Raw genomic sequence first — 16,580 nt, forward strand, 5'->3', positions numbered from 1 at the left:
GGACGCGCAAGTCTAGCCAATCGAGAGTGCCTCCATGCCCGCTTCCCGCTACGCCGTGTTCGGCCACCCCGTCGCCCATTCGCTGTCGCCGCGCATCCATGCCGCGTTCGCGAGCCAGCACGGGATCGCGCTGGAATACACCGCCATCGATGCCGCCCCGGACGCGTTCGCCGCCACGCTGGAGCGCTTCGCCGCCGAGGGCGGCGCCGGCGCCAACGTCACCTTGCCGCTGAAGGAGCAGGCCTTCGCGCTGGCGGCCACGCTCAGCGCGCGCGCGCGCCGGGCCGGGGCGGTCAACACGCTGGTGCGCGACGGCGACCGCTGGCACGGCGACAACACCGACGGCGCCGGGCTGGTGCGCGATCTCACCGATCGCCACGGCCTGGACCTGCGCGGCCGCCGCGTGCTGCTGCTCGGCGCGGGCGGTTCCGCGCGCGGCGTGGCGCCGGCGCTGCTCGACGCCGGCGTGCTGGAGATGGTGATCGTCAACCGGACCCCGGAGCGCGCCGACGCGCTGTGCGACGTGCTCGGCGAGCCGGCGCGCGCGGTGTCGCGCTACTGGGAGGACCTGCACGACCTGGGCGACTTCGAGCTGGTCGTCAACTCGACCTCGGCCGGCCGCCAGCCGGATGCGGCGTTCTCGCTGCCGCTGTCGCTGGTCAACAGCATGACCACTGCGGTCGACCTCAACTACGGCGACGCGGCGATCGCCTTCCTGGCCTGGGCGCGCGCGGCGCGATGCCGCAACAGCGTGGACGGACTGGGGATGCTGGTCGAGCAAGCCGCGGAGAGTTTCGAACGTTGGCATGGCGTGCGTCCGGATACCGCGCCCGTCTACGCGGCGTTGCGCGAGCGCAGCGCGTTGCTGGTGGGCGAAGACTGAAATCCAAAGGGAGATTGGAATGGAAATGATGAGCATGTTGGCCGTCGTGCTGGGCGGCCTGTTGGTCCACCTGCCGCTGTTGGCGGCGCTGGTGGCCGGATTCGTGATGCTGGCGGTGGCGCCAGCGGGCCGTCCGCGCCGTGGCGGCCTGTGGGGGATATCGCTGATCCTGCTGGCCTTGCTGCTGGGTACACTGACGAGCGCGCTGCCGATGATGTTGATGCACTTCGGCAGCGAGTCCGTGAGCATGATCCGCACGGTCGCGATCGCGGTCGGTTTCCTCGTCTCGGCCATCCAGGCGACGGGCCTGGTGCTGCTGGTGCTGTCGCTGGTGCGGGCGCTGCGTCCGCCGCGCGCGGCCTGAGCCTCGGAGGGCCCGGCTTCGGCCGGTGCGACCGGGCATGAGAAAATAGCCGGATGAACGATGCAGCCAGTCCGGGTACGGACACGACCCCGTCCGAGCCCCGGCGCCAGCTGGGCGAGCCGCTGAAGGCGAGCATCCGCGCGGCCTACGCCAGCCTGCAGGCCAACACCCCCGGCTTCGCCACCCGTCGCGCGCAGAGCCAGATGATCGGCGTGGTCTCGCGCGCGCTGGCGACCTCCGGCGGGATCGGCATCGTCGAGGCGCCGACCGGCGTCGGCAAGAGCCTGGGCTATCTCACCGCCGGCGTGCCCATCGCGCTGGCCAGCAAGAAGAAGCTGGTGATCAGCACCGGCACCGTCGCGCTGCAATCCCAGTTGGTCGAGCGCGACATCCCCGCCTTCCTCAAGGCCACCGGGCTGGAGGCCAGCGTGGCGTTGGCCAAGGGCCGCACCCGCTACCTGTGCACGCGCAACGCCGCCGAGCTGCACGGGGAGGCCAGCCAGGAGTCGATGTTCGAGGACGAGCAGGCGCTGTACGACCGGCCGCTCAGCCCGGCCGACGCCGAGATCGCGCACCGCCTGGCCAAGGCCTACGCCGACCGCAAGTGGAACGGCGACCTCGACGAGGCTCCCGAGCCGGTCCCGGTATCGCTGCGGATGCGCATCACCACGCCGGCTTCCGGATGCGCCGGCCGGCGCTGCAGCTACTCGGCGCAATGCCCGGTGCTGAAGGCGCGCAGCGACGTGCGCGAGGCGCAGATCGTGGTCACCAACCACGCGCTGCTGCTGTCGGCGCTGTCGCTCGGCGACTCGGACAACGGCCAGCCGTTGATCGCGCCGCCCTCGGACATGCTGCTCGTGCTCGACGAAGGCCACCACATCGCCGGCGTGGCGATCGACCAGGGCGCCGCCAACCTGCCGCTGGACGACATGGCGCGCCGCACCGGCAAGCTGCAGATCCTGATCGCCGCGGCCTACCGCGCGATCGACAAGGAGAAGATCGGCAACCTGCTGCCGAACGAGGCGATCGAACTGGCCGCGCGCGTGAGCAAGCTGCTCAGGGCGTTCCATGCCATGGTCGGGCAGGCCTGGAAGCCGGATCCCGCCGAGCGCGATCCGCAATGGCGCGCGCCGAACGGCCAGCTGCCGCCGGACTGGCGGCCGGCGATCGAGGAACTCGGCGAGGACACGCGCGCGCTGTTCAACTGGGTGCACGCCGCGCACGGGCTGGTCGCCAAGGCCAAGCAGGACGACGCGGCGCGCGAGCGATTGCAGCGCAACCTCGGCATGGCGCTGGAGATGGTCGAGCAGCAGCACGCCCTGTGGGGCGGCTGGCGCCGCGAGGACAGCGAAGGCCAGCCGCCGATGGCGCGCTGGATCACGCTGTCGCGCGACGGCGACTTGGTCTGCCACTGCTCGCCGGTGTCGGCCGCGCAGGTGCTGCGCAAGCTGCTGTGGAGCGAGGTCGACTCGGTGGTGATGACCTCGGCGACGCTGACCGGCGGCGGCGATTTCCAATCCTTCGCGATCGACAACGGCGTGCCCGAGCATGCCGAGATGACCGCGCTCGCCTCGCCGTTCGACCTGCCCAACCAGGCCGAGTTGGTGGTGCCCAGCTTCCCGGTGACGCCGGACGACCGCGAAGGCCATCCCAGGGAAGTGGCGCGCTACCTCGTGCGCGAACTGGACTGGGGCAAGGGCAGCATCGTGCTGTTCACCTCGCGCTGGAAGATGGAGAAGGTCGCCGACCTGCTGCCGGTGGCGCAGCGCAACCGCGTGCTGGTGCAAGGCGAGGGCAACAAGAGCCAGCTGATCGGCGAGCACCTGCGCCGCATCGCGGCCGGCGAAGGCTCGGTCCTGTTCGGCCTGAATTCGTTCGGCGAAGGCCTGGACCTGCCTGGCGAGGCCTGCACCACGGTCGTCATCACCCAGGTGCCGTTCGCGGTGCCGACCGACCCGCAGACCGCCACCCTCGGCGAATGGATGGAAAGCCGCGGCCTCAACCCGTTCAACCTGATCGCGATCCCGCACGCGCTGCGCACGCTCACCCAGTTCGCCGGCCGCCTGATCCGCAGCTCCACCGACCACGGCCGCGTGATCATCCTCGACTCGCGCCTGCTCACCCGCCGCTACGGCCGCCGCATCATCGACGCGCTGCCGCCGTTCCGGCGGGTGATCGGTTGAGTCGTCGGGACGCGGCCCTTCGGGCTGCGCCGCCGCTCAGAAGTCCAGCTGCGCGCCCAGCGTCCACTGCCGGCCGAGCCCGGGAATGACGGTCAGCGCGCCCCACGAGGCGGTGTAGTACTCGCGGTCGAACAGGTTGTAGACATCGGCGCTGAGCTTCAGGCGCGGGAGCGGCTGCCAGTACGCGGTCAGCCGCGCGGTGGTGTAGGCCGGCAGGCGATAGGTATCCGTGGCGGTGCCGGTGCGCTCGCCCACGTGCGTGATGCCCGCGCCGACGCCGTAGCGGCCCCGGGCCAGCTCGGCCTCGCGGATCGCGAACAGGCTGCCGCTGAAGTCGGGAATGTTCAGCAGTCGCTTGCCGACCAGCGCCGCGTTGTTGTCGCGCAGCACGTCGGTGTCGAGGTAGGCGGCGCTGGCGGTCACCCGCCAGTGCTCGCCGAGCTGCCCGGACACGTCCGCCTCCACGCCGCGGCTGCGGACCTCGCCGGCGGCGATGCTGAAGTTGGCATTGGTCGGGCTGCGGGTCAGCACGTTGCGCTTGCGGATGTCGAACAGCGCGAGGCTGGCCGAAACCTCCTCGTCGGCCGAGAGCCACTTGCTGCCGAGTTCGAACGAGCGCCCCGACTCGGGCGCGAAGGCGTTGCCGTTCTCGTCGGCGCCGCTGTTGGGACGGAACGACGAACTGGCATTGGCATAGAACGACAGCTGCGGGCCGGCCATATAGACCACGCCCAATCGCGGCGACGCCTTGGAATGCCGCTGGCGTTGCCGCGTGCCGGCCAGGTTGTTCTCCACGCGCTGCTCGAACCGGTCCAGGCGCACGCCGGCCAGCAGCTTCCAGCGCTCGCCCAGGCCGATCTGGTCCTGCAGGAACAGGCCGGCCGCGCGCTGCACGTCGTCGGTACTCGTGGTGAACGCCAGCGGCGGATGCGCTTGCCCGTAGACCGGCGCGTAGATGTCGATCGGGTAGCGATCGGCCGAGAGCGCGGAGTAGGCGAGGTCCATGCCGGTGGCCAGCCGCGAGCCCTCGATGCCGGCCAACATCCGATGCTCCAGCATGCCGGTGTCGAGGCGGCCTTCGACCTCGAACTGCAGCATGCTGTCGCGCGCCGGAAGCGTGCGCCAGCTGTCGCGGCGGCTCAGCGTGCGGCCGTCGGCGGCCAGCGTGCCGAGCAGGTCGGCGGCGCGGCCGTGGAAGCTGGTTTCGCGGTGCGAAGCGCCGGCACGCAGCGTCCAGCCCGTCGCGAGTTCGTGCACCAGCCGGAGCTGATGGGTATCGCCGTTGACGTGCAGGTCGGGATCGCCGGGTTCGCCCAGGAAGCGGTCGCGCGGCAACAGGCCGAGCTTGCCGCCGACGTTGATCAGGCCGCGGTCGAGCGGCGTACGGATGCGGATCAGCTCGCCGTCGTAGTCCAGCGTGGTCGCCTCGCCCAGCTGCCAGGTCAGCGCCGGTGCGAGCACGTACTTGTGGCTGTCGACCAGCGTGCTGCGGCTCGCGCCGTCCTCGGCGGCCAGGTTCAAGCGGTAGGCCAGGCGCTGGCCGAGCGGGCCCGTGCTGTCGAGGGTGGTGCGGGCGTAGCCGAGATTGCCGCCACCCACGGTCAGGCGATTGAAGGGCGCGAACAGCGGCTTCTTGGTGATGACGTTGTAGGTGCCGCCGGGCTCGCCGCTGCCGTACAGCGCGGCCGAGGGGCCCTTGAGGAATTCGACCCGCTCCACCGACACCATGTCGCGCTGCGGGCCGTAGCCGCGCGAGGACGCGAAGCCGTTGAGCAGCGAACCGCCATTGGCGTTGCTGAAGCCGCGGATCGCGTAGTTGTCCCAGGTGCCGCCGAAATCGTTGAGACGGGTGACGCCGCTGACGTAGTCGACCGCGTCGGCCAGGCGGTTGGCGTTGAGATCGTCCAACTGCCTGCGCGACAGCACCCGCACCGCCTGCGGCACTTCCAGCAGCGGCGTGTCGGTGCGGGTGGCGCCGCTGGCGCTGCGTTCTTCGCCGGCCGGGCGCTGGCTGCGGACCTGCACGGCATCGAGCGTGGTCGGGTTCGTCGTCGGCTCGGCGGCGCCAGCCGACGCGGGGAGGAGGGCAAGCGCCGCGGCGATGCAGTGGGAGATGCGGGTTGGGGTGGGCATGCAGGGGAAGAGGGCAGCGAGCGGGGACCTGCCTGGAATCCGCCGCCACGAACGCAACCGATCCGCCTGCCAGGCGCCTTGCCCGAATGCGAAACGGCCGGCTCGCGGCCGGCCGACGTGCCACTCCTGACGGAAGATCGCGGCGGACCCATGCAGGATCTCAAACAATAATGATTATTGTTATCTGGAGCCCGCAACCCTGCAAGCATCTCCCGCGTGGGCCTCGGCCGATGCCAATTGGCGTGGCGACGTCATGCCGTGGCCGAGTCGATCGAAGCCGTCGAAGTCGAACGGGCCTCCAACTTCGAAGTCGGCGCTCGGATCATGGATGCAGCGGACTGGCTGCGGGCAACATCGGCGCGCCGATCAACCGGCAACTGCGGGAGCGGCTTCAGCCGCGGCAGGCTTTGCCGGTAGGGCCCATTGCGGCTGAAGCCGCTCCCGCGAGGATGTCCCGTCCTCTACTTCTTCAAACTGCCGCCAACGCGGCCCGCAACGTCTCCGCCAACGGCGTGGTCGGCCGCCCGATCAGCGCACTGAGCTGGCGGCCATCGTCGAACAGCGCGCCGCGCGCGGCCGCGGCATCGTTGTCGGCCAGCATCTCGGCGAACGGCGCCGGCAGGCCGGCCTTGAGCAGGCTTGCGCGGTAATCGGCCTGCGGCAGGTCCTGGTAGGCCACCTGCTTGCCGGAGAGCCGGCTTACTTCGGCGGTGTATTCGGCCAGCGTATAAGCGCTGTCGCCGGCCAGTTCATAGGTCTTGCCGGCATGGCCGTTCCCGGCGAGCACCGTCGCGGCGGCTGCAGCGTAGTCGTCGCGGCTGGCAGTCGAGATCAGGCCGTCGCCGGCGCTGCCGAAGCGCACGCCGCTGGCAAGTTCGTGCGCCAGCGAATAGGTGAGGTTCTCGGTGTACCAACCGTTGCGCAACAGCACCGCCGGCAGGCCCGAAGCACGCAGCAGCGCCTCGGTCTCGCGGTGCTCCACGGCCAGGCCGAGTTCGCTGGTGTCGGCGCGCAGCACGCTGGTATAGCCGATCAGCGCGACGCCGGCGCGCACCGCCGCATCGATCACGTTGCGGTGCTGGGCGACGCGCTGGCCGACCTCGCTGGAGGAGATCAGCAGCACCCGTTCGATCCCGGACAAGGCTGCATCCCAACCCTCGGCGCGCGCGTAGTCGGCGACGCGCACGTCCACGCCGGCGCTGGCCAGGTCAGCGGCCTTGCCGGCGTTGCGCACGGCCACGGCCAGGTCGGTGGCGGGGACTTTCCTGAGCAATTCGGCGACCACCTTGCGGCCGAGCTGGCCGGTGGCGGCGGTAACGAGCAAGCGGGGAGAGGTGCGGGGCATGGCGCGGTTCCTGTCAGGTTTCGGGACCGAATCCGCGCACATGAGCGTGTGCTGCTTCGTGCGGGGATTCGCGGGAGAGACATGGTCTAGAATAGAGACCGAAACCGAGCCGCGTAAGAAGGCAGTTTCCCCTCCCTTGGTTACCTGCAAGGAACCCGCATGTCCATCCCGATATCCGCCGTGCTCGGCAATGCCGAGCTGCAGGGCAAGTGCCCGGTGCGCGACGTGCTCGACCACCTCGCCGCCAAATGGACCACGTTGATCCTGGTCGCGCTGGGCGAGAGGCCGCTGCGCTTCGGCGAGCTGCATCGCGCGCTGCCGGACATCTCCAAGCGCATGCTGACCCAGAGCCTGCGCGACCTGGAACGCGACGGCCTGATCACCCGGCATGTCTTCCCGACCAAGCCGCCTAGCGTGGAATACCGCCTGTCCGGGCTCGGGCGATCGATGCTGGTGCCGCTTGGCGCCCTGATCGACTGGGCCGCACAGGTGCACCCGGCGATCCTGCAGGCGCGCCAGGCCTATGACGCGCAAGCCGCGTGAATGCCATGTCCGTTCAGACGCCGCATGTAAGCTATCGGCCCTCGTCCCGTTCCCACCGCCTCGCCCGCCCCGTGCGACAGGCGCTTTTGTCATGACCCAAGCGATTCCCTCCGCACCGGCCCGCTACGCCGATTCCCTGCGCCTGTCCGTCGCGCCCATGATGGATTGGACCGATCGCCACTGCCGCGTGTTCCACCGGCTGCTGGCGCCGTCGGCGCGGCTATATACCGAGATGGTGCACGCCAATGCGGTGATCCATGGCGACCGCGAGCGCCTGCTTGGGTTCGATCCGGCCGAGCATCCGGTGGCCCTGCAGCTTGGCGGCAGCGATCCCGCGCTGCTGGCGCAGGCGGCGCGCATCGCGCAGGACTGGGGCTACGACGAGGTCAACCTCAATTGCGGCTGCCCGTCCGACCGCGTGCAGGCCGGACGGTTCGGCGCCTGCCTGATGCGCGAACCGGCGCTGGTCGCCGACTGCGTCGCGGCGATGCGCGCCGCGGTTTCGATCCCGGTGACGGTGAAGTGCCGCCTCGGCGTGGACGAAGACGACGATTACGCGCTGTTCGCCAGCTTCGTCGACCAGGTCGTCGCGGCAGGCAGCGCGATGGTCGTGGTGCATGCGCGCAATGCCTGGCTGCAAGGCCTTTCGCCCAAGGAAAACCGCGAGATCCCGCCGCTGCGCTACGACTGGGCGTACCGGCTGAAGCAGGAGCGCCCGGCATTGCCGGTCGTGCTCAACGGCGGCATCGCCAGCGTCGCTGCCGCGCAGGACCACCTGGCCCGCGTCGACGGCGTGATGATCGGGCGCGCCGCCTATCACGAACCCTATGTGCTGCACGAGATGCAGTCCGCGCTGTACGGCATGCCGCTACGGGCGCGCGCCGACCTGCTGCGCGCGCTGCGTCCCTACGTGGAAGCGCGCCTGGCCGAAGGCCTGGCGCTCAAGCACATCACCCGCCACGTGCTCGGCCTGTTCCATGGCCAACCAGGCGGCCGCGCCTTCCGCCAGATACTGAGCGAAGGCGCGCACCGCCCGGGCGCGGATTGGTCGCTGGTCGAGCAAGCCCTGGATGTCACGCACGCGCAGGCGTTGCGCGTGGCGGCCGCGTGAGTGGCGCGCATCAGCCTCGCGCCGGCACCGCTGAACATCGCCACGTACGAACAGCCAAGCCGTAGGCCCTAGCTGGCTTGCCGCCAGTGGCAGGGCGCAGCTGGATAGCAAAAAGCTAAAGAATCGTCCCAGGTCATCTCAACGCCATGTTCTCGATCAAGTCGGCGTCCTCCAACGAAATGCCTTCGACGACGCACTCGCGTGCCCGTTCCAGCTTCCTGTGCAGTTCGACAAGCTCGTCGTCGGAAAGGCACTCGAGCCCGTCGCGGCCGAAGGCGGCCTGATTCACCAGGAACTGGAGTTGGTATGTCCGTTGCAACCAACGGATCCGCTCCAGACGACAGGCACGGCTCACGAGGTCCCGCCGGGTCGATACCGGCTCCGGAAGGTCTTCCGCCCGTACCAGGCGAAGCTTAGGCCGTGCGGGCGCGGCCTCGAGTTGCCGGGCGATCATGGCTGCCAACGCTTCCAACCTGTCCTTGTCGCTCATTGCTGCCCTCGTCGATCTGCGAACCGTAGCGCACACTCATCTCGACCAGGTTCGCTTCAGGCGACTTCAGCAGCTCGGCATACACCGCCGCGATCATCGCGGTATTGGCCGATGCCGCGAAGACCTTGCCTTTCGCGGCGAACAGGTTCTCGAGGAAGGTGATTGCGGAGTGCAGTCTGCCGGGATCCAGTATCTCAGGCTGAGACGAGACGGAGGCCTGGATGTCCAGCCAACCCGCCGGCAGGCCCAACGCGCGTTCGATGGACTCGGCGGTCTCGTCGCTCACGTTCCTCGCCGACGAGCCCTTGGCCTCGCTCATCTGATAAAGGTAGCTGGGGCTCAGGCCGGTCTTCTCCGCCACGAGGTGTCTCCCCCGCTCCTGCAACAGCAGGGCAAGCCGCTGCCGGCGGTTCTCCTTGATCGCGCTTAGGCGGTTCGGATTGCTCATGTCGAGGATGCTGCGTCCAGGTGATTAGCAATTTGCTATTGACAGCTCGTAGCAATATGCTACCTTGGACTGAAAGGCATTTCATCCTCGGAAGTACGAGATCGCACCATCGAGCGCGCGGCTTCATCCAGGACCAGATGGACGGCGCGTAGATGCCTGCATCCAGGGCTCTCGTCATGCATGACGGTCGCTCGAACGGCGGTTCCGGATTGTGTGCGCTCGTTCGAGCAACACGGATGGCCGGAAGAAAATAACCGGCGGTCGATAAACGAATATCTAGCGCACGCATGCGAGAGGCGCGCGTGCATGAAATGAAAATATGAATACTTAATCAGAGCTGCACACGATGGCGCGTCATCGCGAGTGCGAAGCGCGTGGTCGGCGAGTAGCGATGCCGCTAAAGGCGTCTTCCGAGGAATGTGAAGTGATGCCTGACTCATCCACGCACCCTCTCAGGCCGTGAGACACCACGGAAGTACCTTGCGAACCTGGCGGGAAGTCCAAGCGAGAGTGGATGGAGATCCAGCTGGCAAGGATCCGCAATGGCATGGACGAAGAATGCGAATAGATGGTGGCAGGGGACTAAAGGAGATGGATCATGGCTGATGTTCGAGAGCTTCTGGCGAGGTTTGGACCAAGAAGCGTCCGTTTCGATCTGCGTATCAGGAGCGACGTTGTACATGCGCAACTGGACGTGCCGGGTGCCTTGGCATTCGTACCACCCGGCTTGGGCCGGGAGGTGCTGGAATGCTGCCATTGCTCCGACGTCGTCCGCCCGACACGGGTGCTCATGGACCATGTGCTGATAGTGGTCCGCAAAGAATGGGCTCGCCAGGCCGACCTGGTCAGAGATGCCCGCCTGTCGTTGAGCCTGGCCGAAGTGTGCGCCGGCTACCACGGCGTCGTGACCGGCGAACAGCGGCGTGAGCTCGAACGGGCACGTGAAGCGTTCGAACAGGCCAAGGCCCAGTGCTGGCCGAAGGAGTTCCCGAGCATGCTGCCGCGCGTGGTCCTGGCTGCATTGAACGAAATAAAGAAGCGCAATGGTTGTCCGAATTGCGGAGCACGCGGGGAGATCCGTAATAGCGCGGGCGTAGTGATCAAGTGCGAGAAGTGCAACGGGAGCGGCGTAATCCCGGTGAGCGATCGTGCACGGGCGGAGGCCATAGGCCGGCATGTCGAAAGCTATCGACGGCATTGGGCACCCGCATACATGTGGATGCTAAATACACTCAGCGACGCGGAAGCCGAAGCCGCATCTGCGCTAAGAAGGGCATTGCGGGAAGAAAGCGAAGTCCTGGCATGACACGGCATGAAGCCGTGATGATGAAAGCCTTTGCAAAGGAATGATCGTGTAATTTCACGGGACCGAGCTACCTCGCAAGCATGCGACACTTCGAAAGGCCTGCCTCAATGGCGGGCCTTTCTTCTTCGCTGTTCTGTGTAGAAACGGACGGTTGTCGGCTTGAATGGCCGACGGAACGGAAGGCATATTCGTCATCGTCAAAAGTAGTGTTTGCAAAGTAACTGCAGGGCCAGCATCGCCTGAAAGTCTTCGAGGAATGTCGGCTTGAAGGGCCGACGATAAAGTGGATAGATTATGTAACATGGAAAGTTGAATCGATAAGCCGATATCACTTTCCTAGAGCGAGCGGATCGCCCGCGATGGCGACGGCTTAGAAGAAGACGGATTGATTCCAAGCCTCGCTCCTCACGCGATGAGCATGGCGTGCCGCCAGGATTGATTCGGCGAATGCAGCGGGGATGAACCCCTGCAAATCAACAAAAGCCAAGCGCCGCCGGAAAGGACGGCACACTGGTGCGAGGAGAAGCAAGTTGGAAAGCCAGTACGCAGAGGGCATCGCCTCTGGTGTCGCGAAACTGTCGCCGCCTGCCACGGTGGTTGGAGTATCCATCATGGGGTATTCGCTCCAGGATTGGGTGTATGCATTGACCATCGTGTACACCACGATGCTGATATTCCATCACGTGGTTACCAAATGGATTCCCCTGTGGAGACGCAGCCGTGGCCGTTAAGGGAAAAGCGATGGCCGCTATCGCCGCCGGAGTTGCGGCTCTGGCGGCGCCTCTGATCATCAAATGGGAAGGCGTGCGCTATATGCCCTACTTGGACGCGGTAGGCGTGCTCACGGTCTGCTATGGCCACACCGGCCCCGACGTCGCGCCGGGCAAGAAATACACGAAGGAGGAGTGCGAATCGCTCTTGCGCGCGGATATGGCCGAAGCCAACAGCCATGTACGTCGGTGTATCGGCGTCCCGATGCTGCGGCAGGTGGAAGCATCGCTGACCAGTGCGGCTTTCAACCTAGGGCCGCAAGTGGTGTGCGGTAGCGCATTGCAACGCAAGGCCGCCGCCAATGACTGGCCGGCCGCTTGCGCAGAATTGGACCGCTGGAAGTACGCCGGTGGTCGCGAGGTGCGAGGTTTGGTGCTGCGTCGCGACGACGAGCGTGCGCTCTGTGAAGGACGTGCCCTGTGGCAGGAACGTTGAGTCGGTCATGCATCGCCGTTCTGGTCGTGGCGCTTTGGACGGCCACGGCCTTCTGGGGTGGCTGGGAATGGCGGAACCGAGCAGCCGAACTGGAGATGACTGCTCGCGACGCCCTGCAAGCCAGGGAGGAAGCCGCGATGCAGATGGAGACGAGGAGAATCGAAGATGGGCGAGACCGGGCGATGCAGGAAGCGGCCGACGCCGCAGATGACCGTGAAGAAAGGATCGAATCGGATTTTCGAAAGCGCATGGCAGCTGCCGCTACTGGCAGGGATAGCGAGCTTGGGCGGCTGCGCCTGGAGTGGGCCGGTTGCGAGACCCGCCGCCTGTCCGAAAACGCCGCCGCTGCCGCAGCACCTGCTGAAGAGGACCGATTACGCAGGGCAAGTGCGGCGAGCATTGTACGAGCCGCCGAACTATCCCAGTCCGAGCGAGACGAATGCATCGATCGATACGAGGCCATCTCCGAGCCCTTGAAGTCTGAGTCCTGAGGTACTGGCCATCGTGAGACCAGCATGCAGTTTGATCCGGTAGGTCATCGTGCCTACTGGCAACCGCCCGCCAGGGCAATCACTAGAGAGGAAAGAAGCAAGATGTCGAACGAAGGTTTCGAAGAAATCATCGATTGTGTCCACAAGATCGAACGAGAGGTCGCCGAAATCTCGGTTGCCCTAGCCAGTCTCCAGCAAGCCGTCGCGGCGCAGGACGAGGCGATCGCCGCCGTCAGGGACCACGTCGAGCGCGTGGACAACGCAGCCGGAGAACATATCGTCGATCTTCAGGAAGCCGTGGAAGAACTCAAGTCAGTAATGGCCTGAACTGAACAAACATCCGTCAACAAACATCGAGGAAAAGCGAGGAAATGAACATCATCACCATTCTTGAATCCAAGTACGAAGGCGCAAATCGTCCAGGCTACATCCAGCTCACCTTCGCCGAGGTGGACAATGGCGAGCCGCGCATCATCACCACCGTTCCGGCCGCGGATGCGGCAGACCTGACCGTAGGCTCCAAGTATCGGTTCGCCCCCGAGCTGGTGGCCGAACAGGCATAACACCGGGCCGAGCCCGCGCCCCATCTACGATTCCGCGATCTGCATCGGAGTCGGAGCAGAAGCGAACCAACAACCGCCGCAAGGCGGTTTTTTCATCTCTATCAGAAAAGGATACCCATCAATGTCGGACAACAAAGCTATCTCTGCACAGAACTCCGCGCTGTACGTCAAGACCGGCGCTGCCCCCACGACTCCCAACAATCCTGCGGAGTACAGTGAAGTGGATGGCCTGACTGCCTTCCCCTTCGGCCGCGGGCAGGCCAACACCCTGGATGCCACCAACCTGCGTTCGACTCAGGTCGAGAACATCGTGGGCCTCTCGGGCGGCCAGACGATCCAAGTGGCGGGTCATCGCTGGCCGGTTGGTCAATCCGCTGGTCAGGAAATCCTGCGCAATGCAGAGCCGAACGACGAGCTGCATTTCTTGATGGTGCTGCCGACCGGCGACATGGCCACGTTCGTGGCGAAGGTGGCCGCGTTCAATGTGACCCCGGGCGTCAACGCCGTGCTGACCTTCACTGCCGATCTGCTGCCGCGTGACTTCACGCTCGTGACCGCGCCGACCGGGGGCTGACGGATGCCGTTGCTGACCAAGGGCGAGATCCTCGCCATCAACGACCGCAAGACAGAGGATGTTCCGGTTCCTGAATGGAGTGGTGTCGTACGAGTAGCCACCATGTCGGCAAGCGATCGCGATAGGTGGGAACAGGAGACCTATGGAGGCGACAAGCCGAAGACGGAGGACTTCCGGGCCCGCTTCGTTGCGTTGTGCATGATCGACGAGAAAGGGGAGCGGCTGTTCACCGACAAGGAGGTCGTGCAACTCGGGGCCAAGTCGGCAGCTGCTTTGGATCGCGTGTTCCGGACGGCGCAGAAGTTGAACGCACTGGGCGGCGCTGCCGTGGAGGAACTCGAAAAAAACTGATGAGCCGGCCCGAGCGCCGGCTTCAGTTCCGTATCGCGTGGCGCTTGGGCTATGCGCATCCGGATCAGATGCTGGCGGGACTCACGTCCCGCCAGCTATCTGAGATGTATGCATTCGCCTCCATAGAGCCATTGGACGAGCCATTGCAGTGGATGCTGGCACAGCTCACCGACGTGCTGGCCAGGGTACATGGAAATCAAACTTCGCCTGTCGATTTCATGCTGGTCGAGCGACGGGCACCAAAGGACGACTCCGGGTTGAGGTCCCAGCAGTTGGTCGAGATGTTCCAAGCTGCAGCAAATGCGAATAAACGCCATTGACATAAAGGGGATCGTAATCTTCAGTTTCCATGGCGTCGAATTTAATTTTACCCTTGGGAATTTATGAAATATGAATATCGATAGCAACTCTGCGCTTTATATGAAGATACGCCTGGACACAGAGGGGTTTCGTGCCTCGATGGCTGAGGCTTCCCGTATTGCCCGTGAAATGTCACAGACGATTCGAAAAGAATTTGAAAAAACCGGATCATCAATAGCTGAAGTAATAAATATGGAGTCGGACAAGTCGGCAGCAAAGACTTATTTGGATAAAACTTCAAATAAACTTGAGGAGTACAATAGTTTCTTTAACCTTGGTAAGGATGGAGATATTTCACTGTACGAGTCAAAAAGATCTGAGATCAAAGGCGATGAGAAGAAAGATGAGAAAAAAAGGAGACAGGATGGCGTGACGGAGTAAAAAGTGCCTTCGATAGTCTTAAGAAAGACGCAGAAGATTTTGCTACTCCGACAAATGCAATAATCAAAAAGGTTTTTAACGGAGCGGAAGATGCAATTGTTTCTTTTGTCAAAACGGGAAAGATGTCTTTCTCTGACCTGGCAGATTCGATAATTTCGGATCTTACGAGGATGGTTGCCAAGCAAGCAGTTAGCGGAATTATGAGCGGCTTGGCTGGATGGTTTGAGAATTTTTCATCCGGAGGCTACACCGGCCCAGGTGGAAAGTACGAAGTCGCCGGCATCGTCCATCGCGACGAAGGCGTGCTGTCCAAGGAGGATATGGCGGCGCTGGGTGGTCCCTCGGGCTTTTATGCATTGCGCCGCGCTCTGCGCAAGGGTTATGCGAACGGTGGTGTCGCTGGCCAGCCCGGTAATGTCGTGCCTTTGTCTTCGGATGGAGCGGGGGGCATGAAGGTCGAAGTCAATAATTATGGAGGTGGCAAGGTGCAGACAAGGCAGGTCACGCAACAGACCCCGGATGGAGGCACGCTCAGGAAGATGGTGATCGATATCGTGGGCGAGAGCCTCGATGGTGGCGAGCTCAGCGCGTTGGGCAGGGCACGCTACGGATGGGCGGAGGTGGTCGGATGATCCGATGGCCTGATTACGCCGAAGTGCGGTTCGCCGATTATGCGGAGGAGTTCGATCCATCGGTGGAGCGCACCGAGATGGAGCGTGGCGTTCCCAAGCAGCGGATCGTCAATTCCGAAGTGCTGCAGTCGATCCAGGCTTCCGTGCAGTTTCGATCGGCCGAGGCGGTTGTTTCCTTCGAAAGGTGGTACTTCGAAGAGGTGGGGCGGATCGGCTGGTTCACGATGGAGCATCCCCGAACCGGCGAGACGATCACCGCTCGTTTTCGGAATGGAAGCATCGGCCAGCTCGTCCCCCTGAATACCTTGTTCCGCTTCGCCAAGCGGGATCTCGTCCTGGAGTACCTGCGATGAGTACGTTCATCGAGCGTCGCCAACGCGTATCGGACGAAGCCGGCGCGTTGGTCCTGGCAGAACTGTCCGCGCCGTCCTTCGCCGAAGTCCTGCGCATCGTCAACGATACCCGGAACTGGACCAGCCGGGGCCTGGAGTTCGTCGGCATTCCTTTCGGGTTCAAGCTGCCCGACGACGTCAGCGGGCAGACGCCGCGCACCCAGTTGGTCATCGACAATATTGGCCGATCGATCACGGAAGACCTGGAGCGGCTGAAGCCGGGTGAGATCGTCACGGTCAAGCTCATGATTACCGATCGCGCCGATCCCGATACGATCGAAGAGACGCTATACCTGCCCATGACGCAGGTGACCGTCACCACGAAGACGGCGTCGGCGCAATGCGGCGTGGACTACCTCATGCGACAGCAGGCGGTGCAGCTCCGCGCCAATAGATTCACGTTGCCGGGCATTTTCACGTGATGGCGATAGGCGACGTGGGCCGGTTCACGCAGATCCCCTACGACGAGGCGTCGTTCGATTGCGCCGACCTTGTGGTCATGGTGCAGCGCGAGCTTTTCGGACGCGAGATCGAGTTGCCGAGCCAACGTCCGCGTGGGGTACAGGGGCAGGCGGTGATCGGTAGGCTTTCGCGCTCATATGCCCGACGACGAGAAGGATCACCCCAGGACGGCGATCTCGTCCTGATGATCGACCACGGACAACGACGCCCCGGCCATGCCGGGGTTTTCTTTTTCCTGGCCCACGAGGGCTGGGTACTTCATACCAACGAACAGAACGGCTGCAGCGTTCTGCACCGGACACGTGAACTGTCCGGCTGGGGGCTGCGCATCGAGGGCTACTACGAATGGATCTGATGGAACA

At 64.7% G+C, this 16,580-nt stretch carries 23 protein-coding genes and 1 pseudogene; 19 read left to right on the forward strand and 5 right to left on the reverse strand.

Annotated elements, in window-relative coordinates; translation table 11 throughout:
* Positions 1–34 precede the first annotated feature (34 nt).
* The 3 genes from aroE to dinG are packed head-to-tail and all read left to right on the forward strand — an operon-like array spanning position 35 to position 3,430.
* Positions 35–883: a shikimate dehydrogenase gene (aroE, locus tag FD678_RS14950; protein WP_140725409.1), complete on the forward strand. Its 849-nt coding sequence runs from the start codon at positions 35–37 to the stop codon at positions 881–883.
* 28 nt (positions 884–911) lie between these two features.
* Positions 912–1,247, forward strand: coding sequence for a hypothetical protein (locus tag FD678_RS14955; protein WP_140725412.1), 336 nt, complete (start codon positions 912–914; stop codon positions 1,245–1,247).
* Positions 1,248–1,300: 53 nt separating this feature from the next.
* Positions 1,301–3,430, forward strand: coding sequence for an ATP-dependent DNA helicase DinG (gene dinG / locus FD678_RS14960; protein WP_140725416.1), 2,130 nt, complete (start codon positions 1,301–1,303; stop codon positions 3,428–3,430).
* A 36-nt stretch (positions 3,431–3,466) separates the two neighbouring features.
* Here the strand turns inward: dinG and FD678_RS14965 are convergent, their stop codons facing one another.
* Both FD678_RS14965 and FD678_RS14970 read right to left on the reverse strand, forming a co-directional pair.
* Complete coding sequence (locus FD678_RS14965) at positions 3,467–5,563, reverse strand: TonB-dependent siderophore receptor (protein ID WP_140725419.1); 2,097 nt, start codon at positions 5,561–5,563, stop codon at positions 3,467–3,469.
* A 469-nt stretch (positions 5,564–6,032) separates the two neighbouring features.
* Positions 6,033–6,908: an SDR family oxidoreductase gene (locus FD678_RS14970; RefSeq protein WP_140725423.1), complete on the reverse strand. Its 876-nt coding sequence runs from the start codon at positions 6,906–6,908 to the stop codon at positions 6,033–6,035.
* Positions 6,909–7,067: 159 nt separating this feature from the next.
* Between FD678_RS14970 and FD678_RS14975 the strand changes: the two genes are divergently transcribed.
* Complete coding sequence (locus tag FD678_RS14975; RefSeq protein WP_140725426.1) at positions 7,068–7,451, forward strand: winged helix-turn-helix transcriptional regulator; 384 nt, start codon at positions 7,068–7,070, stop codon at positions 7,449–7,451.
* A 91-nt stretch (positions 7,452–7,542) separates the two neighbouring features.
* The gene (gene dusA / locus FD678_RS14980; RefSeq protein WP_140725429.1) at positions 7,543–8,562 is read left to right on the forward strand and encodes a tRNA dihydrouridine(20/20a) synthase DusA; all 1,020 of its coding nucleotides are present in this window, start codon (positions 7,543–7,545) and stop codon (positions 8,560–8,562) included.
* A gap of 133 nt (positions 8,563–8,695) precedes the next feature.
* On the opposite strand, the gene FD678_RS20430 is transcribed toward dusA, so the two are convergent.
* Both FD678_RS20430 and FD678_RS14990 read right to left on the reverse strand, forming a co-directional pair.
* Positions 8,696–9,052 (reverse strand): hypothetical protein, encoded by a 357-nt coding sequence (locus FD678_RS20430; RefSeq protein ID WP_218569755.1) that lies wholly within the window; start codon positions 9,050–9,052, stop codon positions 8,696–8,698.
* Complete coding sequence (locus FD678_RS14990) at positions 8,976–9,500, reverse strand: helix-turn-helix domain-containing protein (protein WP_140725432.1); 525 nt, start codon at positions 9,498–9,500, stop codon at positions 8,976–8,978. The genes FD678_RS20430 and FD678_RS14990 overlap by 77 nt, the downstream gene beginning before the upstream one ends.
* A 598-nt stretch (positions 9,501–10,098) precedes the next feature.
* Here FD678_RS14990 and FD678_RS14995 point away from each other — a divergent pair.
* Positions 10,099–10,806, forward strand: a complete 708-nt coding sequence (locus FD678_RS14995) for a hypothetical protein (protein ID WP_140725435.1) — start codon at positions 10,099–10,101, stop codon at positions 10,804–10,806.
* 370 nt (positions 10,807–11,176) lie between these two features.
* Here FD678_RS14995 and FD678_RS20660 read toward each other — a convergent pair whose 3' ends face one another.
* Positions 11,177–11,467 carry a hypothetical protein gene (locus FD678_RS20660; RefSeq protein WP_256661946.1) on the reverse strand — a complete coding sequence of 97 codons (291 nt, stop codon included), beginning with the start codon at positions 11,465–11,467 and terminating at the stop codon, positions 11,177–11,179.
* On the opposite strand from FD678_RS20660, the gene FD678_RS20880 reads away from it, so the two are divergent.
* The 13 genes and pseudogenes from FD678_RS20880 (at position 11,418) to FD678_RS15060 (ending at position 16,573) form a co-directional block, all read left to right on the forward strand.
* On the forward strand, positions 11,418–11,537 hold the full coding sequence (locus FD678_RS20880) for a hypothetical protein (protein WP_372237535.1): 120 nt from the start codon (positions 11,418–11,420) through the stop codon (positions 11,535–11,537). The two genes, FD678_RS20660 and FD678_RS20880, sit on opposite strands and share 50 nt — an antisense overlap.
* Positions 11,538–11,547: 10 nt before the next feature.
* Positions 11,548–12,012 carry a lysozyme gene (locus FD678_RS15005; RefSeq protein WP_140725441.1) on the forward strand — a complete coding sequence of 155 codons (465 nt, stop codon included), beginning with the start codon at positions 11,548–11,550 and terminating at the stop codon, positions 12,010–12,012.
* Between the two features lie 95 nt (positions 12,013–12,107).
* Positions 12,108–12,503 (forward strand): hypothetical protein, encoded by a 396-nt coding sequence (locus FD678_RS15010; RefSeq protein WP_140725444.1) that lies wholly within the window; start codon positions 12,108–12,110, stop codon positions 12,501–12,503.
* A 102-nt stretch (positions 12,504–12,605) separates the two neighbouring features.
* Complete coding sequence (locus FD678_RS15015) at positions 12,606–12,830, forward strand: hypothetical protein (protein WP_140725447.1); 225 nt, start codon at positions 12,606–12,608, stop codon at positions 12,828–12,830.
* A 44-nt stretch (positions 12,831–12,874) separates the two neighbouring features.
* Positions 12,875–13,066: a hypothetical protein gene (locus FD678_RS15020; RefSeq protein ID WP_140725451.1), complete on the forward strand. Its 192-nt coding sequence runs from the start codon at positions 12,875–12,877 to the stop codon at positions 13,064–13,066.
* 121 nt (positions 13,067–13,187) lie between these two features.
* Positions 13,188–13,640, forward strand: coding sequence for a phage tail protein (locus tag FD678_RS15025; protein WP_140725454.1), 453 nt, complete (start codon positions 13,188–13,190; stop codon positions 13,638–13,640).
* A gap of 3 nt (positions 13,641–13,643) precedes the next feature.
* Positions 13,644–13,991 (forward strand): hypothetical protein, encoded by a 348-nt coding sequence (locus FD678_RS15030; RefSeq protein WP_140725457.1) that lies wholly within the window; start codon positions 13,644–13,646, stop codon positions 13,989–13,991.
* A complete protein-coding gene (locus tag FD678_RS15035) occupies positions 13,991–14,311 on the forward strand; it encodes a phage tail assembly protein T (RefSeq protein ID WP_218569757.1) in 321 nt (106 codons plus the stop codon). The genes FD678_RS15030 and FD678_RS15035 overlap by 1 nt, the downstream gene beginning before the upstream one ends.
* A gap of 70 nt (positions 14,312–14,381) precedes the next feature.
* Positions 14,382–14,732: a hypothetical protein gene (locus FD678_RS15040; protein WP_140725460.1), complete on the forward strand. Its 351-nt coding sequence runs from the start codon at positions 14,382–14,384 to the stop codon at positions 14,730–14,732.
* 41 nt (positions 14,733–14,773) lie between these two features.
* Positions 14,774–15,364 (forward strand): annotated as a pseudogene (locus tag FD678_RS20665) (phage tail tape measure C-terminal domain-containing protein); the annotation flags it as partial.
* Positions 15,361–15,717 carry a hypothetical protein gene (locus tag FD678_RS15050; RefSeq protein ID WP_140725463.1) on the forward strand — a complete coding sequence of 119 codons (357 nt, stop codon included), beginning with the start codon at positions 15,361–15,363 and terminating at the stop codon, positions 15,715–15,717. The pseudogene FD678_RS20665 and the gene FD678_RS15050, both read left to right, overlap by 4 nt.
* On the forward strand, positions 15,714–16,178 hold the full coding sequence (locus FD678_RS15055) for a DUF1833 family protein (protein ID WP_140725466.1): 465 nt from the start codon (positions 15,714–15,716) through the stop codon (positions 16,176–16,178). The genes FD678_RS15050 and FD678_RS15055 overlap by 4 nt, the downstream gene beginning before the upstream one ends.
* Positions 16,178–16,573 (forward strand): C40 family peptidase, encoded by a 396-nt coding sequence (locus tag FD678_RS15060; protein WP_140725469.1) that lies wholly within the window; start codon positions 16,178–16,180, stop codon positions 16,571–16,573. Before FD678_RS15055 ends, FD678_RS15060 begins: the two co-directional genes overlap by 1 nt.
* Positions 16,574–16,580: the final 7 nt, after the last annotated feature.

It is taken from the genome of Pseudomonas sp. Hp2, from assembly GCF_006386585.1.
Lineage (GTDB): Bacteria > Pseudomonadota > Gammaproteobacteria > Xanthomonadales > Xanthomonadaceae > Pseudomonas_S > Pseudomonas_S boreopolis.

Excerpts from the sequence above, each read along its gene's own strand:
- aroE (WP_140725409.1), top strand. The coding sequence starts at position 35 with ATGCCCGCTTCCCGCTACGCCGTGTTCGGCCACCCCGTCGCCCATTCG.
- FD678_RS14955 (WP_140725412.1), top strand. The coding sequence starts at position 912 with ATGAGCATGTTGGCCGTCGTGCTGGGCGGCCTGTTGGTCCACCTGCCG.
- dinG (WP_140725416.1), top strand. The coding sequence starts at position 1,301 with ATGAACGATGCAGCCAGTCCGGGTACGGACACGACCCCGTCCGAGCCC.
- FD678_RS14965 (WP_140725419.1), bottom strand. The coding sequence starts at position 5,563 with ATGCCCACCCCAACCCGCATCTCCCACTGCATCGCCGCGGCGCTTGCC.
- FD678_RS14970 (WP_140725423.1), bottom strand. The coding sequence starts at position 6,908 with ATGCCCCGCACCTCTCCCCGCTTGCTCGTTACCGCCGCCACCGGCCAG.
- FD678_RS14975 (WP_140725426.1), top strand. The coding sequence starts at position 7,068 with ATGTCCATCCCGATATCCGCCGTGCTCGGCAATGCCGAGCTGCAGGGC.
- dusA (WP_140725429.1), top strand. The coding sequence starts at position 7,543 with ATGACCCAAGCGATTCCCTCCGCACCGGCCCGCTACGCCGATTCCCTG.
- FD678_RS20430 (WP_218569755.1), bottom strand. The coding sequence starts at position 9,052 with ATGAGCGACAAGGACAGGTTGGAAGCGTTGGCAGCCATGATCGCCCGG.
- FD678_RS14990 (WP_140725432.1), bottom strand. The coding sequence starts at position 9,500 with ATGAGCAATCCGAACCGCCTAAGCGCGATCAAGGAGAACCGCCGGCAG.
- FD678_RS14995 (WP_140725435.1), top strand. The coding sequence starts at position 10,099 with ATGGCTGATGTTCGAGAGCTTCTGGCGAGGTTTGGACCAAGAAGCGTC.
- FD678_RS20880 (WP_372237535.1), top strand. The coding sequence starts at position 11,418 with ATGGGGTATTCGCTCCAGGATTGGGTGTATGCATTGACCATCGTGTAC.
- FD678_RS15005 (WP_140725441.1), top strand. The coding sequence starts at position 11,548 with ATGGCCGCTATCGCCGCCGGAGTTGCGGCTCTGGCGGCGCCTCTGATC.
- FD678_RS15010 (WP_140725444.1), top strand. The coding sequence starts at position 12,108 with ATGACTGCTCGCGACGCCCTGCAAGCCAGGGAGGAAGCCGCGATGCAG.
- FD678_RS15015 (WP_140725447.1), top strand. The coding sequence starts at position 12,606 with ATGTCGAACGAAGGTTTCGAAGAAATCATCGATTGTGTCCACAAGATC.
- FD678_RS15020 (WP_140725451.1), top strand. The coding sequence starts at position 12,875 with ATGAACATCATCACCATTCTTGAATCCAAGTACGAAGGCGCAAATCGT.
- FD678_RS15025 (WP_140725454.1), top strand. The coding sequence starts at position 13,188 with ATGTCGGACAACAAAGCTATCTCTGCACAGAACTCCGCGCTGTACGTC.
- FD678_RS15030 (WP_140725457.1), top strand. The coding sequence starts at position 13,644 with ATGCCGTTGCTGACCAAGGGCGAGATCCTCGCCATCAACGACCGCAAG.
- FD678_RS15035 (WP_218569757.1), top strand. The coding sequence starts at position 13,991 with ATGAGCCGGCCCGAGCGCCGGCTTCAGTTCCGTATCGCGTGGCGCTTG.
- FD678_RS15040 (WP_140725460.1), top strand. The coding sequence starts at position 14,382 with ATGAATATCGATAGCAACTCTGCGCTTTATATGAAGATACGCCTGGAC.
- FD678_RS15050 (WP_140725463.1), top strand. The coding sequence starts at position 15,361 with ATGATCCGATGGCCTGATTACGCCGAAGTGCGGTTCGCCGATTATGCG.
- FD678_RS15055 (WP_140725466.1), top strand. The coding sequence starts at position 15,714 with ATGAGTACGTTCATCGAGCGTCGCCAACGCGTATCGGACGAAGCCGGC.
- FD678_RS15060 (WP_140725469.1), top strand. The coding sequence starts at position 16,178 with ATGGCGATAGGCGACGTGGGCCGGTTCACGCAGATCCCCTACGACGAG.